This window comes from Ulvibacterium sp. (assembly GCF_965228935.1).
GTDB lineage: Bacteria > Bacteroidota > Bacteroidia > Flavobacteriales > Flavobacteriaceae > Ulvibacterium.
Genome location: NZ_OZ245846.1, coordinates 1,947,816 through 1,964,287, shown reverse-complemented (window position 1 = coordinate 1,964,287; position 16,472 = coordinate 1,947,816). Strand labels below are relative to the sequence as shown.

The window sequence follows — 16,472 nt, the reverse complement described above, 5'->3', positions numbered from 1 at the left end:
AGATGGCAATAAGACCTCTAAAATAAGGCATTTACGGGAATGGTGCTTAGAAAATAGCCCGTAATCCTATGTTAAAAGTCTCTCCCAGACCCGTATCCGAACCCCTGACAAAGTTGGTGTACAAGAATTCAACGTTCAATTCTTTGGTCAATTGGTATTTGGCACCACCACCCAAAGCCGTAAAGTCCTGCGAAAAATCACTCCCCAAATTCAACAACTGCGAGTGCTGGGCCAAAACAAGAACCGTAAATTTACTGCTTGGAAAATAACTCAGGAAAACGCCAGGGGTAAGCCTTAGGCTATTATTGGCAAAACTTTTATCGGCATCACCAAAGTTGAGTTCGGAATTAATCTCGGAAAAAATCTGCCATTTGTCTCCGGGAAAGGTATGGTCATAAAACAAGCGGTTTTGCCATATGAATCCATTTTGGTCCAAGAACACCCCATTTTCCACTTCATTGTCCACCAAGGGAATGAAAAAAGAGCTTTGGATACTGAAATTACTGACCGAAGCTATAGGCACGAATTTTACCGAGGGGGCGATGGAGGTAAACCCGGAACGTGCCGAACCTTCCTCCCCGTCAAATTGAAAGACTTCCAAAGCCCCCCGGCCTCCAACAACATTGGAACGGAATTCAAATATGGCCCCAACATTCCATCTTTTATTCTGACCAACACCGGTATACACTTCCAAGGTAGAGGTAAAGAAAGTATTTCTGGGGATGTCCCCTGTAAATGTATCTTCTGTCTCTGTATAGAGATTATTGAACCACTTAAGGTCCCATTGTCCCTTGCCTATCAATTTTGAAGGGGTATATTGCTGAATATTGCTCTGTTGCGGTGGATCGTCCTGGGCAAATGTCGCCAAGGAGATGGTGGCCGATGCGAATAGGAAAACATATTTTTTAATTGATTTCATAACAATTGTCTTTAATTTATGGAATAGTTATTTATGGGCGGATCGTTATCCGCTTGTTTACATCTATAAATTGATGGATAGTATTTATTGAATTTCGTTCAATGTCCAATCATAGGGATAGTAGGATATTTTTACCTTCTCCGGCAGCTTTTCCATCCGATAGATATTGATGAAATCCGAAAGCTTTTGTCCATTTTGGGTAAAGTCTCCCTTATACCATTCAAAAATCTGGGATACCTTGACCCTATTCTTGTTTATCCTAATAAAATTGGGATCGTTCAAAGCTTTCTTGGTCTGTTGCTCCAATTGGGTGTCCAACTTCGAAGGCGAATACGCCTCATTAATGATGGGAGGACACCCCAAGCCGGCACATACCAGGACGAAGTGAAAACGCGGCTCCGAGGGAAAGTTGCCTCGTAATAGTTTGTTCTCCATATCATTCAGCGTAATACTCTTACCTCCTATGTTGCGTTCGGTTTTATCAAAAAAACCGGGAATATCCAAAGGCGATTTCAGTGGATAATTTTCAACAATACCTTTAATGACGTGCAAATTGTATCCATTGATCCAAAAGGCCTGATAAATATCGGACTGGTCCTTGGAAATGGAAATCCCTTCGGCCATTTTTATTAAGGAGTCAAGTTGTGAAGGGTCTTTTTTAAGTGCTTTATAATCTACTCTTCCATTCCGTACATATTCCTTGAAAAATACATCGGCCTCGGAAAAAAAAGCTGTGCCGGCCTGGGCCTGGGCCACAACTGCTGAAAATGTAAAAATCAATGTTAAGATGGAGCGTTTCATAGGATTAATTTTGTTAATGTAATGTTGGCGCTTAGGTCGGTGCGTTTTTAACATCCCTACAAAGAACATTAAATTTTATGATTTATTTAAGGATTTGAATCACAAAGGCTTGTACGTTCGGAATGGCCATCCTATCCTTACAAATGGGATTCGTATTTAAACTCTTTCTAAATTAATACTACCGATTAAGTTATTATTTTTAGAAACGACCTAACTCGCAAATCCAATACAATCCTATGGAGCATATTGTAATTATTGGCAACGGAATCTCCGGTGTTACAGCTGCAAGGCATATTCGAAAAAACTCGGATAAAAAAATCACCATAGTTTCTACGGAAACGGATTATTTCTTTTCACGCACCGCGCTCATGTATGTATATATGGGCCATATGAAGTTTGAGCATACCCAACCCTATGAAAATTGGTTTTGGGAGAAGAATCGGATACATCTGGTAAAAGGTTATGTAGAAAAGGTAGATCATGCAAGCAAGAACCTTATACTAGAAAATGGAGGGAACATCGCTTATGACAAACTTATCATCGCCACAGGATCCAAGCCCAATAAATTTGGCTGGCCGGGGCAGGACTTAAAAGGCGTCCAAGGACTGTATTCCAAACAAGATTTGGATGCGTTGGAAGTGAGCGCACCGAATAAGGAGGTTTGCAAACGCGCCGTAATCGTTGGTGGGGGCCTAATCGGAATTGAATTGGCCGAAATGCTTCGCTCACGGGATATTCCCGTTACTTTTCTGGTTAGGGAAACCAGTTTTTGGAACGGGGTGCTTCCGGAAGGGGAATCCCAAATGCTCAATGAACATATAGCGGAACATCATATTGATCTGCGTTTGGAGACCAACCTGGTCGAGATACTGGCGGACGAAAATGGGCATGCCCGGGCCGTTACCACGGACAAGGGAAATACCATAGAATGTAATTTGGTAGGACTCACTGCGGGGGTATCCCCCAATATCGATTTTTTAAGGGATTCCGGAATTGAATTGGGCAGGGGTGTAAAGGTCAATCGCCATTTGGAGACCAATATCCCGGATATCTACGCCATCGGGGATTGTGCCGAACAGCATGAGGCCATTGGGAACCGGAGACCTATAGAGGCCGTTTGGTATACGGGACGGATGATGGGGGAAACCGTGGCCCAGACCATTTGTGGCAACAAAACGCAGTACAGTCCCGGACATTGGTTCAATTCCGCTAAATTTCTGGACATTGAATATCAGACTTATGGTTGGGTATTTAGTGAACGGGGAATGAAAGAATATGAACAGCATTTTCATTGGAGACATCCCCAGGAGAAAATTTGCATCACTATTGCCTTTCATAAGGAAACCGGACTTTTTTTGGGCATCAATACCTTCGGGATTCGCCTACGGCATGAGATTTTTGATAGATGGCTCACCGAAAAACGTAACGTGGATTACGTGATAGAACATTTAGCCGATGCCAATTTTGACCCTGAATTTTATGCCCACTATGAACAGGAAATAACGTCCAAGTTCAATTCGGATTTTGGAAAATCAATAGCATCAAAAAAGAAAAGTTTAAAACGAATATTCGCGATGGGTTGATTGTTTTTGATGAACGATTGGCCAGTTAAGCCAATCCTTTTCAAAAATTGCCAACCATAAATTAGTAACAACATATGAGCACTTACGATAAAAGTATGGCCCTCACGGGACAACCGCCCGAGGCACTGAACAGGGGCCAAAAATTGGCTACTCTTTTGGGAATGTCCGGATTGGGCATTCTTGTACTTACCCTATTCAATATAGATTTTCCAAATAAAGGATTATGGTTGACCATATCCCTGTCCGCAATTTTTATTGGGGTGTTTTGGTTTTCCCAGGCGGCGTATGCCAATAAGCTCAAAGGCATTAAAAATGATGGCGTATGGTTTAAATCGGTCTCAAGTAGGGGGCTTTGGGGCTGGATAGCCGGAATTTCCCTAACGGGCTTTTACATAGTCCTTTATTTTTATCCCCAATACCTAGGGCTGGTAAAGGATGGGGAAAACACCGGGGTCATCGCCTTGTTTGACCCTTTAAGTAAACTGTTGAGTGGTAACCCGGCCAGTCAATGGTTCGTTTACGGAACACTTTACACGGTAGCCATTTTGGCTTTCGGTATTAAATTCATCTGGAAATACCGTCACAATCGTTACGAAATAATCAGAACGGTAAGTGTTATGTTCTTTCAAACTGCTTTTGCCTTTATCATTCCAGAGATCATGGCAAGGCTCAATGGGAAGATTCCATATTATGACCTAAAGAACATGTGGCCACTCAACTATTATAACTTTGAGCGGTACCGTATAAACGGCTTTATAGATTCCGGGGACATTGGTATGGCCATGCTTATTTTCGGGATACTTTCCATTTTTGTGATTTCTCCCATTTTGACCTTTAAATACGGAAAGCGTTGGTACTGCTCTTGGGTATGCGGTTGTGGTGGATTGGCGGAGACTGCCGGAGATTCCTTTCGGCATTTAAGCGATAAGTCCAAAATGGCCTGGAAAGTAGAGCGTTGGGTGGTACACAGTGTTGTCGTTTTTGTGACCCTAATGACCACTGCAGTCATCTATTCCTATCTGGGGAATGATACTAGTAAATATTGGTTGACCAAAAGTGTTTTCTTGGGAGGGGTGGCATTGATATTGACAGCAGTCTTTGTATGGGTGATGCTCTTTAAACGGGAACAATTACAAAAAGATGCCAAATATGGAGCCATCGGTTATTTTGTTATCATAATGGCATTGATCGGACTTCATTTTTTTAGCGGAGATGGAAATATCTTTCTTTTCAAGTCCGAAACCCTTCGTAAAACCTATGCTTTTTTGATAGGAAGTATCTTTTCCGGAGTTATTGGTACCGGGTTCTACCCCATTTTTGGAAACCGGGTATGGTGCCGTTTCGGTTGTCCTATGGCGGCAATTTTGGGCTTTCAGCAAAGATTGTTCTCCAGGTTTAGGATAACCACCAATGGGGGACAATGCATCTCCTGTGGCAATTGCTCTACCTATTGCGAAATGGGCATTGATGTCCGTGCCTATGCCCAAAAAGGAGAGAACATTGTACGCTCCAGTTGTGTAGGCTGTGGTATTTGCTCCGCAGTATGTCCCAGGGGTGTGTTAAAGCTGGAAAACGGACTACAGAAGGGCCGTATCAACCCCACTGAGGTTTTACTGGGGAACGATGTGGATTTGATGGATTTGGTCAATCAAAAGTAAAGGCATCATGTTTACCAAGCTCCTTATTTTAAGTTCCATTTTTTTGATATATGGAACTCCCCTGGAAAAAACCGCCCGATATCATAAGGAATATTATGAATCCGGAGAACTAAAATCAGAAGGCTGGTTGGAGAACGACAAAAAAAGGGGGTACTGGAAGTTTTACCATGCCAACGGAAAGTTATCCGAAGAAGGGCATTATAAAAATGATACAAAGGAAAAATATTGGTATTTCTACAGTAAAGATAATATCAGAACAAAGGAGGGCCATTATAAGAATGGAAAGAAGACCGGTTGGTGGTTATTTTATGACGTAAAAGGAAAAATAAACCATAAATGCCAGTTGAGCAACGGGAGAAAAAATGGGTATTGCCTCAAGTACAAAAACGAGAAATTGACCTCAGCGGAAAAGTATAAAAACGGTGAAAAAATTAAAGAATGGTTCGATTTTAGTAGTTTTAATCGCGAAAACAAACTTTCCGATCTACGCTAATGACGGATATTAAGGTTATCATCCCCGCCTTTAACGAGGCCGATTCCATTGCTAAAGTAATTGAAGAAATTCCGGATACCGTATCGGAAATCATAGTAGTCAGCAACAATTCTACGGACGACACCATTAAAAATGCAAAAAAAGCAGGTGCCATCGTCTTGTCCGAAAACCGAAAAGGTTATGGTTATGCCTGTCTATGCGGAATGGATTATGTGGCCAAACAATCCAAACCACCGGACATCATCGTATTTATCGACGGAGACTATTCCGATTATCCAGAGGAGCTGGATAAGGTAGTCGCCCCTATTTTAGAAAAAAATATCGATTTTGTAATAGGTGCGCGGGTAAAACGACTTAGGGAAGAGGGAAGCATGACGCCACAACAAGTTTTCGGTAATTGGCTGGCCACCTTTTTAATGAAATTACTCTTTAGGGCAACATTTACGGATCTTGGGCCGTTTAGGGCTATAAAGTATGATAAGTTATTAACACTGGAGATGGAGGACAAGACCTACGGCTGGACAGTGGAAATGCAGCTAAAGGCGTTAAAAAAGAAGTTGACATATATCGAAGTACCAGTACGTTACAAGAAAAGAATTGGAATTTCCAAAGTGTCAGGTACCGTAAAAGGTAGTATATTTGCGGGCGTAAAAATATTGGGTTGGATATTTAAGTATAGCATTAAATAATATGGGACTAGTAATTGCTTACATCATTATCGCCATTTACAGTATTGCGCTGTTATTGATTTTCTTCTATAGCTTGGCCCAATTGAATCTTCTGGTCAATTATTTGGGACATAAAAAGCGGAACCAGGAAGCCCCAAAATTCAATCTTCTAGATCCCCGGGAGATTCCATTTGTGACCATACAACTTCCCATATATAATGAGGAATATGTGGTTGAACGCCTGTTGGAGAACATTGCCAAAATCGAATATCCCAAAAGTAAGCTCGAAATTCAGGTTTTGGATGATTCCACGGATGATTCCGTTAATGAGACCGCCACTAGGATAAATGCACTTCAGGAAACCGGATTGGACATACAACACATACGCCGGAAAAACCGTGAGGGCTTTAAGGCAGGTGCGCTAAAGGAAGGATTAAAAATTGCCAAAGGAGATTTTATCGCCATATTCGATGCGGACTTTCTGCCCTCAAGTGATTGGCTCAAAAAAACCGTGGTTTACTTTAAGGATGAGGAAATAGGAGTGGTACAGACCCGTTGGGGGCATATTAACCGAGATTATTCCACCCTGACCCGCATACAGGCCTTTGCCCTGGATGCCCACTTTACCTTGGAGCAGGTAGGACGGAACGCAAAAGGGCATTTCATCAACTTTAACGGTACCGCCGGTATTTGGCGAAAGGAATGTATCTTGGATGCCGGAAACTGGGAAGGGGATACTCTAACGGAGGATTTGGATCTGAGCTATCGCGCCCAATTAAAAAATTGGAAATTCAAATATTTGGAAGATGTGGAAACCCCCGCAGAGCTTCCAGTGGTAATAAGTGCCGCACGTTCGCAACAGTTTCGTTGGAACAAAGGTGGTGCCGAAAATTTTAGGAAATCCGTCTGGAGTGTTATTTCCGCCAAGAACATCTCGTTAAAGACTAAATTTCATGGGGTAATGCACTTGTTGAACAGCTCCATGTTCCTATGCGTTTTTTTGGTATCCATATTGAGTATTCCCACAATGTATATCAAGGAGATATTCCCCCAGTTTGATTGGGTGTTCGCTATTTTGAGCTTTTTTGTAATAAGTACCGTAATTCTATTCATTTGTTATTGGTTTACCTACAAAAGCATTCAGGGTAGTAGCTTCGATAATTTTGTGGACTATATAAAACTGTTCTTCACCTTCTTTTCCGTAGCACTCGGATTTTCGTTGCACAACTCCATGGCCGTTTTGGAAGGGCATATGGGCAAACGAAGTGAATTTGTACGTACGCCTAAATTTAACATCAACAGCATAACCGATAGCTGGAAGGGCAATAAATACCTTGCAAAAAAATTATCCCCCAATATGATTTTGGAATTTGCCTTAATGGTCTACTTCCTATTCGGTATGTACAGTGCAATTCCTTTAAATGATTTTGGGCTTTTCCCGTTTCATTTCATGCTCTTTTTGGGCTTCGGATTCGTCTTTTTTAAATCGCTTACGGCCAAGGCATAGAACCGTTATATAAAATTGTACTTGTACGATTTTATCCTTCCTACAGAATACTTTCTCAGGCCACTTGTTCAGCACGATTAACAAAAACCCCTATTTATCAGGGATAAAATCATATTCTAGGATTACCAAGTATCCTTGCCTGGGGCAATAAGAGTCAATATTCTGCGTTATAATTCCCCGAACCCTTCCTAACGGAAAAGTTTAAAGGGCCCTAGCAAAAGATTCCAAGATCCTTGGCCCATAATACAAAATCCCCCAATGAAATATCCCACCTTTTGGTTGGTCTTGACCTGCTATTCCCTTTTTGTTCTCGTAAGCTCATGCGCTACCAGAAATACTACATTGGGAAAAGAGGAAATGGAGACCACTGTCGCATCGAATCCACAAATCCTATTTCTAAATTATGGCGTTTCGAAAAAAAAACAATGGCCGGATAGAGATTGGCCTCATCAATAAAATTATCGCCCAAGGCCGATTAAAGGAAAGCGTACCGGAACGCGAAATGGGCAAAATAGGTGATTTCAAGTACAGTGAAATCGACGAAAACTCAAAGCTTATTCGAAGCTTTTATATCACGGATCCATTCAGAAAAAATGTGGAATACATTGATGGTTCCGGTCAAATGCATAGAAAAGTTGTAGAACTCGATAGCTCCCAATTTCTGATAAGGGCCCAGTTGGATCCAAGAACCAAATTTGTGGTCATTTCGCAAATGACTGATGCAACTCCGAACCTCACCAATTTAATTACTACCCAAATCAATTAATCATGAGGATTTCGTTTCTTATTGGCCTAGCATTCCTAGGATGTCAGTTTATGCAAGGACAAGTCTTCGAAGTTGAGAATATCCATTCTTCAGGGGATACCTTTAAACGGATAAATATTGTAATCGTGGGCGACGGATACCAAGAACACGAAATGGGCACATTTGTCATTGATGCCACTATTTTTGCAAATGCATTCCTTAACGAATCTCCCTTTAAGGAATATAAAAATTACTTCAATATCTCCATTCTTAAAGTCCCTTCCAACGAGAGTGGGGCCAGTCATCCAGGTACAGCGACTGATGTAGCGGAACCTGCACATCCCGTGAAGTTTGTAGATAATTATTTTGGTTCGTCTTTTGATACCTATGGTTCCCACAGATTATTGGTGCCGACCAAAATCCATGTCCTCCACACGGTTTTGGCTTACAATTTACCCTTCTACGACCAGGTCGTGGTCTTGGTCAATTCACCGCATTATGGCGGCGGCGGAGGTGGAGGAATTGCCATTGCATCTACCCATCAATACTCGGCCCAAATAGCTCTACACGAACTAGGTCATTCTTTTGCCAATCTAGCAGACGAGTATTATGCCGGTGATTATCGTGCCTCCGAAAGAATCAATATGACCAGGGAAACCAATCCGGCAAATGTAAAATGGAAAAATTGGTACAATGTCGCAGGAATAGGTATCTACCAACATTGCTGTGGAGGGAACTCCGCCCAATGGTACCGCCCACATGAAAACTGCAAGATGAGGGTTTCAAGCAATCCATTTTGTGCGGTATGCTCTGAGGCTTTCGTAAAAAAAATCCATGCGAAAACTTCCCCAATAGATACCTATAAACCAGCAAACAATACCATAAACGACCCTGTTTTCCCTCTTGAATTTGAAGCGTCCTTGGTAGACCCCATACCCAATACCCTAAATAAGAGGTGGGTACTCAACAATGTGGATTTTGATGGGAACGCAAATTCTATTTTAATTGAGAAGGATGATCTTATACCCGGGGTCAACGAATTGAAATTATTGGTTCAGGATGCCACCCCATTGATAAAAGTTGATACCGGGGAGGACTACGAAACCCATACGGTTTCATGGATCATTCACAATACGCAACCCGACCCGGATCCCAATCCAGGACCTGATCCCGACCCCGAACTTAACGATGACGACAATGACGGGGTGGCAAACGAAAGTGATGAATGTCCTAATACGGCCTTGGGACAAGAAGTAGATATGAAGGGTTGCGAAGTATTTTCTTTTGATGCCTTCAAAATCTACACGGAGACTCCGGCATGTGCCGGTAGAAATGATGGAAGCATTGAAATTACGGCTACAGAAAGTACCGCCAACTATGTTTTTGATGTCCAACTGATCGGCAATGGGAGAACAGAGGAATACGAAAATCAGTTATCTGAAGATTCAAAATTATCCATTGGAAATCTGGTCCCGGGCGACTATAGCATAATTATTAGTTTGGATAACGGCTATTCAAAGACATTCGATAAAGTCGTGGTAGGTGAAGCAGTAGATATTTCGGCAAGCCTAAAGGAAATCAACAATGTGTCCAAAACGGTTACCTATAAGGTTTCGGGAAGTTTGTCCTATACGGTTACCGTGAACCAACAGAAATATGTCTACAAGGCAGGAAGCACCGAAGAAACTGATATTTCCATTCCATTGAAAAAAGGACTGAACTCCTTTACCATTAAAGGGTTGAAGTGTCAATCCCAATTTAAGGACCAGGTAGTCCTAGAGCAAATCAAGGCATACCCTAACCCTGTTGAGGAAGGTTTTTATCTAAGTCATGGCTATATGGGTAAAATACAAATTTTTTCAGCTACCGGTGCCATGGTCAAGGAAGCAAAAATCGATGCCCAAAATAGCTATGTGGACATAAGGGAATTGACTGGTGGTGCATACTATATCCATTTTTTGAATCGTGAAAAAGAAATTCTAAAAATTATTAAACGATGAAGGATTACCTAAAAAAAACACCTTGGGCATTTATTGTTCTCATTATTGTTTCCTGTTCTTCCAAAGGTAGTGGTTCGGACGATGGTATGGAACCGGAGCCCTCCCAGGGAACAGAGGAGCCCGCTAGTTTTTCCCTACTGTTCCCACATAACAATGAAGTCTGTTTAGAAGGGGCTTTAGTGGCGGACGAACCTACCCAGTTACTGATCAATGCCAAATGGGAAGACTCATTACATGCAACGGAATACGATGTATCGGTAATCGATTCCAAAACAGGTGAAGAAGTCACCCACATAACGACAGCAAATACCAATACCGATATGGCACTGACCAAGGGAACCTTATACCAATGGAGTGTAACCGCCATTAACAAGGATAAAATCAAAAAATCCGTGCAATGGAGTTTTTACACAAGAGGTGAAGGTTTGGGAAATCATGTCCCCTATCCGGCCCATAACATCAGTTTTTATACCAATCCCTCAAACGAAATCCTGACCGTTGAGTGGGAAGCAGCAGATGAAGACAACGATGTCTTGACTTTTGATGTAAAAGTTTTTGAAAACGATTTGGAAATCGATTCCTATTTGAATTTGGAGGAACCTTCCATTGATATTACCGATAGTGTTCCAGGAGCTAAATATTACCTTGTTATTACCGTCAGTGACGGCGCCAGCGAAACTACTACCGACTCTCCCGTCTTCGAACATAATTGACTCATTTGCACATAACTTTCCCAGGATCAACGGGATAAACCCGGTTAATATCTTAACTCTTGGAATTGTATGTAGTGGCCTTACAATTTTATAAGCCAAGTGACATTTAGAGTAGCGGTAAGTTCCCTTAAAACCCCTAAATTAGTCAGGTAGTAAACCCGACCAAAAATGCCCTACCCAATTGTTACCTATTGGAAACTACATAAAGTCCCGATTATACTGGCACTGTTAAGTTTGGTTTTTTACTATACGTTCGCATACCATCTGGTGCGTTCGGACTTCACAAAGCTTCTTATACTTTTTGCGGCACTATTTTTCCTGTCCTTTAAACTTATTCAATTCGAGAAATGGAATTTTAAGTTTCTTCTCGTGATCGGCATATTGTTTCGTTTGATCTTCCTCTGGGCCGAGCCCAATTTGTCCCAGGATTTTTACCGGTTTATATGGGACGGGGAATTGGTGAGCCATATGCTCAATCCGTATTTGGAAGTTCCTGACACACTTATAGGGCAAAAAGATCTGGTTATTGCCAACGCAGAGGAACTGCATCAAGGAATGGGCGGACTAAGCGCACGCCACTTTAGCAACTACCCTCCCTTGAATCAGCTTGTTTTTGCCTTGGCTGCTCTTTTGGGAGGTAAGAGCATCTTGGGTTCGGTTATGGTTATGAGGGCCGTTATTATTTTATCGGATATTGGTATTTTTTATTTCGGACGAAAACTACTCAAAAATCTAAACCGTTCTCCGCATCTTATATTTTGGTATTTTCTAAATCCCCTTGTTATCATCGAACTCACTGGAAATCTACACTTTGAGGGCGTGATGCTCTTCTTTTTTGTTTGGGCCCTGTATTTGCTTTTAATCGGGAAATGGTTGTGGGCCGCTATTCCCTATGCCCTGTCTATCTCGGTAAAATTGGTGCCCTTGCTGTTCCTACCCTTATTCCTAACACATTTAGGGTTTAAAAAGAGTATTTCATTTTATGGATTGATTACATTGACTACCCTCATTTTACTTGGCCCGTTTTATACTTCGGAATTCTTTGCGCACTATTCTGATTCCGTTGGCCTTTGGTTCTCCAATTTCGAATTCAATGCCGGCCTTTATAATGGGATAAAGTTGGTGGCCGTAAACTTTTTTGATGCCAAAGCTTGGGAATTGGTAAAGGTTTATGGAAAAATTACACCTTTGGCCATAATTGTCATAGCCCTTCTATTTACCTTCTTGGCCAACAACCAAAAACCACAGGTTCTCATTACCAGTATGCTATGGATTTTGGGGTGCTATTATCTGCTTTCCACAACAGTACATCCTTGGTATTTGGTTTTTTTGGTCTTCCTGGTCATTTTTACCGAATATCGCTTTGCCCTAGTATGGTCCGCCATGGTTATATTAAGTTATTTTGCCTATTCCAAGACCCAATTCAAGGAAAACTTGTGGTTGCTCGCCATTGAATATTTTGCGGTATATGGATTTTTGGTTTACGAAATATTCAAGCTTAAAGGGGTAAAACAGATTTTCCACAAAAATTCATCCGTGAATTAGGCGGTTTCAATATTATTTGTACATTTGGTTCTCTTATGAACGAACATTTATACATAGTAAACACTAAGGGCATTCCCGCTCAAGCACGTCCGTTCTTTCCACGCCGTCGCCCGTAAGGGTGCGAATAGACTATGGAAATAGGTGAGTCCATTTCCGCAAAATCCAATAACCATCTTTCTAATTTTTATGTTTTAATCAAATAGCAATGGAAATTGTTATTGCCAACGCATCACATTTTAAATATGCCCAAATTATAAGCGATACCATCTCGGAATCTGCCCAAGTGCGTGGTACGGGCATTGCCAAAAGAACCCCAGAGTATATCATAAAACGTCTGGAAAACGGGAATGCCGTAATCGCATTGGATGGGGAAAAGTTTGCAGGCTTCTGTTATATTGAGGTATGGGGCGATAAGGATTTTGTGGCCAATTCAGGACTTATCGTTCACCCTGATTATCGGAACCAAGGGCTTGCCAAGAAAATCAAAAAAGAGATTTTTGAGCTTTCGAGAAAGAAGTTTCCCGAGGCCAAAATATTTGGCATTACTACAGGCTTGGCCGTAATGAAAATGAATTACGAGCTAGGTTATAAGCCGGTTACGTTCTCTGAACTTACCAATGATCCGGATTTCTGGAAAGGTTGCCAAACCTGTAAGAATTTTGATATCCTTACCCGTACCGAACAAAAAATGTGTTTGTGCACCGGGATGTTATACGATGCCTCGGCCGACCAAAAAAACTCGAAAAAAGAAAAGGTGAACAGCAAGGCCTTTAAAAGATTAAAAAGTATAAAGGAGCAATTGTTCCTTAAAAAGAAGCAAAAATGAAGAAATTAGTTTTAGCCTATAGCGGCGGATTGGACACTTCCTACTGTGCCAAATACCTTTCCAAAGAAAAAGGTTTTGAGGTACATGCCGTTAGCGTGAATACCGGCGGGTTTTCCCTGGAAGAAATAAAAAGCATTGAGGAAAAGGCCTTGGAACTTGGTGCTACTTCCTATACTTCCATAGATGCCGTACAGACCTTTTACGAAAAAGTAGTGAAGTATCTCATTTTTGGGAATGTGTTGAAGAACAACACTTATCCTTTATCCGTTAGTGCGGAACGGATCGTACAGGCCCTAGAAATCGTAAGGCATGCCAAAAAAATTGGTGCGCAATACATCGCACATGGCAGTACGGGTGCGGGTAATGATCAGGTACGGTTTGATATGATCTTTCAGATCATGGCACCCGATATTGAAATCATTACCCCAATTCGGGATAACAAATTGGCCCGTGAAACGGAAATTGATTACCTGAAACAAAACGGGGTGGATTATCCTTGGGAAAAGGCCAAATATTCCATTAATAAGGGGCTCTGGGGTACTTCTGTAGGAGGTGACGAAACCCTGACCTCCAATAAGCCCCTACCCGATTCTGCCTATCCGAGTCAATTACGGGAAAAAACGCCAGTAGATGTAAAACTGACTTTTGAAAGAGGAGAATTGGTCGCGATTGATGGTCAATCAGATACTTCCGTAAACAATATCATAAAGCTGGAAGATATGGCATCAAAATATGCCATTGGAAGGGATATCCATGTCGGCGATACCATTATTGGCATCAAGGGTCGGGTAGGGTTCGAGGCACCTGCATCGCTCATTATCATCAAGGCCCATCATCTATTGGAAAAGCACACCTTAAGCAAGTGGCAGCAATTCCAAAAAGAACAGCTGGGCAATTTTTACGGGATGCTATTGCACGAAGGCAACTATCTGGACGAGGTAATGCGAAACATAGAGGCCTTCCTGACCGATACCCAAAAGAACGTTTCGGGCGATGTATTCATTTCACTCTATCCTTTCCAGTTTAGATTGAACGGGATTTCCTCTGAACACGATCTGATGAATGCTTCCTTTGGCAGTTACGGGGAGATGAACAAGGGCTGGACGGCGAATGACGCCAAAGGCTTTATCAAAATTCTTTCCAATTCCGGGAAGATAGCGAACCACGTAAACAAGGACTATGATTAAGGCAGGTATTATTGGAGGATCCGGCTATACCGGTGGAGAGCTTATTCGAATTTTATTGAACCATTCTGAGGTTGAAATCGACTTTGTATTCAGCACCACAAGGGCAGGTAAGCGAGTCTCAACGGCACATCCCGACCTATTGGGCTTGACTTCCTTGGAATTCACCGGTACGGTAAATCTAAGTATCGATGTGGTTTTCCTATGCCTGGGTCATGGCAACTCCACCCAATTCCTTAAGGAACATCAATTTTCCGGGGATACAAGAATCATAGATTTGAGTAATGATTTTAGATTACAGGCCGATGCCATTTTGAACGGAAAGAAATTTGTCTATGGCCTTCCGGAATTAAAAAAAGTGGAAATACAAAAAGCCAAACACATTGCCAATCCCGGATGTTTTGCCACGGCCATTCAATTGGCTCTTTTACCCTTGGCACAATCCAATCTATTGCAAAACGATGTCCATATCAATGCCATGACGGGAAGTACAGGAGCCGGTGTAAGTCCTTCCGCCACCTCACACTTCAGTTGGCGCAACAATAATATCAGTTGGTATAGGCCTTTTACCCATCAGCACCTGGGAGAAATTAATGAAAGCCTACATTCTTTTGGAAACAGTATAGGTGAATTGTTTTTTTTGCCGAACAGAGGAAATTTTACGAGGGGCATTTTGGCCACCGCCTATACCCCATTTGAAGGCAGTGAGGACGAAGCTATTGCACTTTATCAGAATTTTTATGCAGATGCTGTATTTACCCATGTAGCGTCCAATCCTATCCATTTAAAACAAGTGGTGAATACCAATCAATGTCATATCCATTTGCATAAACATAAAAATACCCTTTTGATTACCTCGGCCATCGATAACCTGTTGAAGGGAGCATCGGGTCAGGCCGTTCAGAACATGAATTTGATGTTCGGTTTTCAGGAAGATTTGGGGTTGCAGTTAAAAGCCGGTGTATTTTAATTCCAATTCTCGATGAGCATAAACCAATACTAAACGAATAAATTTCAAAAGCATGAAAATAGCCATAATAGGAGCTGGAAATTTGGGACTGTCCATCGCCAAGGGTGTACTAAACACCAACGGTGCCACCACCATGTATCTTACCAAACGGAATACTGCGGAAATCAAGGATTATGAAAAGTATGGGAACGTAACCATAACGACCGATAATCGTGAGGCCGTTAAAAATTCGGATGTGCTGATCTTGGCGGTACAGCCGAGCCAATTGGAGAGAATTTTAAAGGATATTAAAGATCTTTTGACCGAAAATCATGTGGTCATATCCACAATAACAGGTTTTAGTATTGCCCAAATGGAGGGCATTATCGGGGAAGATAAATATATCATTCGTAGCATGCCCAATACGGCTATTTCCGTGGGCCAATCCATGACTTGTGTCTGTAGTAATGACATGGGACAAAAACGGATCGATTTGGCCAAGGCCATTTTTAACCGAATGGGGCATACCATGGAGATTCCTGAAAAACAGATGCAGGCCGCAACGGTAATCTGTGCCAGTGGCATCGCTTTTTGGATGCGTTTGATCAGGGCAACGACCCAAGGGGCCATCCAATTGGGTTTTGATGCTAAGGAAGCACAGGAGCTAGCCATGCATACCTGTAATGGGGCCTCAAGTTTATTAATTGCGTCCGGGAGTCATCCGGAAGCGGAGATAGACAAGGTAACCACTCCCAAGGGATGTACCATACAAGGCCTCAATGAAATGGAGCATCAAGGATTGAGTTCCTCTTTGATACAAGGCATTGTGGCCTCTTATGAAAAAATAAGCAGGATTAAGGAAGGGCAACTTTAAAGTACAA

Annotated in this window: 15 protein-coding genes; 13 read left to right on the top strand and 2 right to left on the bottom strand. The window is 41.9% G+C overall.

Translation table 11 applies throughout. The features are described from left to right. Positions 1–46: 46 nt before the first annotated feature. Together ACO06Y_RS08210 and ACO06Y_RS08205 are read right to left on the bottom strand one after the other, a co-directional pair. Complete coding sequence (locus ACO06Y_RS08210) at positions 47–919, bottom strand: hypothetical protein (protein WP_422083358.1); 873 nt, start codon at positions 917–919, stop codon at positions 47–49. A gap of 84 nt (positions 920–1,003) precedes the next feature. Further along, on the bottom strand, positions 1,004–1,720 hold the full coding sequence (locus ACO06Y_RS08205; RefSeq protein ID WP_422083357.1) for a DUF547 domain-containing protein: 717 nt from the start codon (positions 1,718–1,720) through the stop codon (positions 1,004–1,006). A 236-nt stretch (positions 1,721–1,956) separates the two neighbouring features. Here ACO06Y_RS08205 and ACO06Y_RS08200 point away from each other — a divergent pair, with 236 nt between their 5' ends. The 13 genes from ACO06Y_RS08200 to proC all read left to right on the top strand — a co-directional run bounded on the left by ACO06Y_RS08200 (position 1,957) and on the right by proC (position 16,465). Beyond that, positions 1,957–3,303: an NAD(P)/FAD-dependent oxidoreductase gene (locus tag ACO06Y_RS08200; protein ID WP_422083356.1), complete on the top strand. Its 1,347-nt coding sequence runs from the start codon at positions 1,957–1,959 to the stop codon at positions 3,301–3,303. Positions 3,304–3,377: 74 nt separating this feature from the next. Then, on the top strand, positions 3,378–4,961 hold the full coding sequence (locus tag ACO06Y_RS08195) for a 4Fe-4S binding protein (protein ID WP_422083355.1): 1,584 nt from the start codon (positions 3,378–3,380) through the stop codon (positions 4,959–4,961). Between the two features lie 7 nt (positions 4,962–4,968). Beyond that, positions 4,969–5,454: a toxin-antitoxin system YwqK family antitoxin gene (locus tag ACO06Y_RS08190; protein ID WP_422083354.1), complete on the top strand. Its 486-nt coding sequence runs from the start codon at positions 4,969–4,971 to the stop codon at positions 5,452–5,454. After that, complete coding sequence (locus ACO06Y_RS08185) at positions 5,454–6,143, top strand: glycosyltransferase family 2 protein (protein ID WP_422083353.1); 690 nt, start codon at positions 5,454–5,456, stop codon at positions 6,141–6,143. The genes ACO06Y_RS08190 and ACO06Y_RS08185 overlap by 1 nt, the downstream gene beginning before the upstream one ends. A gap of 1 nt (position 6,144) precedes the next feature. Further along, entirely contained in the window at positions 6,145–7,629 is a 1,485-nt protein-coding gene (locus tag ACO06Y_RS08180) for a cellulose synthase family protein (protein ID WP_422083352.1), read from the top strand. A 403-nt stretch (positions 7,630–8,032) separates the two neighbouring features. Then, a complete protein-coding gene (locus ACO06Y_RS08175; RefSeq protein WP_422083351.1) occupies positions 8,033–8,395 on the top strand; it encodes a hypothetical protein in 363 nt (120 codons plus the stop codon). A gap of 2 nt (positions 8,396–8,397) precedes the next feature. Continuing rightward, complete coding sequence (locus tag ACO06Y_RS08170) at positions 8,398–10,374, top strand: M64 family metallopeptidase (protein WP_422083350.1); 1,977 nt, start codon at positions 8,398–8,400, stop codon at positions 10,372–10,374. After that, positions 10,371–11,087, top strand: a complete 717-nt coding sequence (locus ACO06Y_RS08165) for a hypothetical protein (protein ID WP_422083349.1) — start codon at positions 10,371–10,373, stop codon at positions 11,085–11,087. The genes ACO06Y_RS08170 and ACO06Y_RS08165 overlap by 4 nt, the downstream gene beginning before the upstream one ends. A 168-nt stretch (positions 11,088–11,255) precedes the next feature. Further along, positions 11,256–12,632: a glycosyltransferase 87 family protein gene (locus ACO06Y_RS08160; RefSeq protein ID WP_422083348.1), complete on the top strand. Its 1,377-nt coding sequence runs from the start codon at positions 11,256–11,258 to the stop codon at positions 12,630–12,632. A 205-nt stretch (positions 12,633–12,837) separates the two neighbouring features. Next, positions 12,838–13,458 (top strand): GNAT family N-acetyltransferase, encoded by a 621-nt coding sequence (locus tag ACO06Y_RS08155; protein ID WP_422083347.1) that lies wholly within the window; start codon positions 12,838–12,840, stop codon positions 13,456–13,458. Then, positions 13,455–14,645, top strand: coding sequence for an argininosuccinate synthase (gene argG / locus ACO06Y_RS08150; protein WP_422083346.1), 1,191 nt, complete (start codon positions 13,455–13,457; stop codon positions 14,643–14,645). The genes ACO06Y_RS08155 and argG overlap by 4 nt, the downstream gene beginning before the upstream one ends. Continuing rightward, complete coding sequence (argC, locus tag ACO06Y_RS08145; protein ID WP_422083345.1) at positions 14,638–15,612, top strand: N-acetyl-gamma-glutamyl-phosphate reductase; 975 nt, start codon at positions 14,638–14,640, stop codon at positions 15,610–15,612. The genes argG and argC overlap by 8 nt, the downstream gene beginning before the upstream one ends. Positions 15,613–15,664: 52 nt before the next feature. Then, positions 15,665–16,465: a pyrroline-5-carboxylate reductase gene (gene proC / locus ACO06Y_RS08140; RefSeq protein WP_422083344.1), complete on the top strand. Its 801-nt coding sequence runs from the start codon at positions 15,665–15,667 to the stop codon at positions 16,463–16,465. Positions 16,466–16,472 lie beyond the last annotated feature (7 nt).

Coding starts and splice junctions, on each gene's coding strand:
- argC (WP_422083345.1), top strand. CDS start 14,638: ATGATTAAGGCAGGTATTATTGGAGGATCCGGCTATACCGGTGGAGAG.
- ACO06Y_RS08175 (WP_422083351.1), top strand. CDS start 8,033: ATGGCGTTTCGAAAAAAAAACAATGGCCGGATAGAGATTGGCCTCATC.
- proC (WP_422083344.1), top strand. CDS start 15,665: ATGAAAATAGCCATAATAGGAGCTGGAAATTTGGGACTGTCCATCGCC.
- ACO06Y_RS08195 (WP_422083355.1), top strand. CDS start 3,378: ATGAGCACTTACGATAAAAGTATGGCCCTCACGGGACAACCGCCCGAG.
- ACO06Y_RS08185 (WP_422083353.1), top strand. CDS start 5,454: ATGACGGATATTAAGGTTATCATCCCCGCCTTTAACGAGGCCGATTCC.
- ACO06Y_RS08200 (WP_422083356.1), top strand. CDS start 1,957: ATGGAGCATATTGTAATTATTGGCAACGGAATCTCCGGTGTTACAGCT.
- ACO06Y_RS08160 (WP_422083348.1), top strand. CDS start 11,256: ATGCCCTACCCAATTGTTACCTATTGGAAACTACATAAAGTCCCGATT.
- ACO06Y_RS08155 (WP_422083347.1), top strand. CDS start 12,838: ATGGAAATTGTTATTGCCAACGCATCACATTTTAAATATGCCCAAATT.
- ACO06Y_RS08165 (WP_422083349.1), top strand. CDS start 10,371: ATGAAGGATTACCTAAAAAAAACACCTTGGGCATTTATTGTTCTCATT.
- ACO06Y_RS08180 (WP_422083352.1), top strand. CDS start 6,145: ATGGGACTAGTAATTGCTTACATCATTATCGCCATTTACAGTATTGCG.
- ACO06Y_RS08205 (WP_422083357.1), bottom strand. CDS start 1,720: ATGAAACGCTCCATCTTAACATTGATTTTTACATTTTCAGCAGTTGTG.
- argG (WP_422083346.1), top strand. CDS start 13,455: ATGAAGAAATTAGTTTTAGCCTATAGCGGCGGATTGGACACTTCCTAC.
- ACO06Y_RS08210 (WP_422083358.1), bottom strand. CDS start 919: ATGAAATCAATTAAAAAATATGTTTTCCTATTCGCATCGGCCACCATC.
- ACO06Y_RS08170 (WP_422083350.1), top strand. CDS start 8,398: ATGAGGATTTCGTTTCTTATTGGCCTAGCATTCCTAGGATGTCAGTTT.
- ACO06Y_RS08190 (WP_422083354.1), top strand. CDS start 4,969: ATGTTTACCAAGCTCCTTATTTTAAGTTCCATTTTTTTGATATATGGA.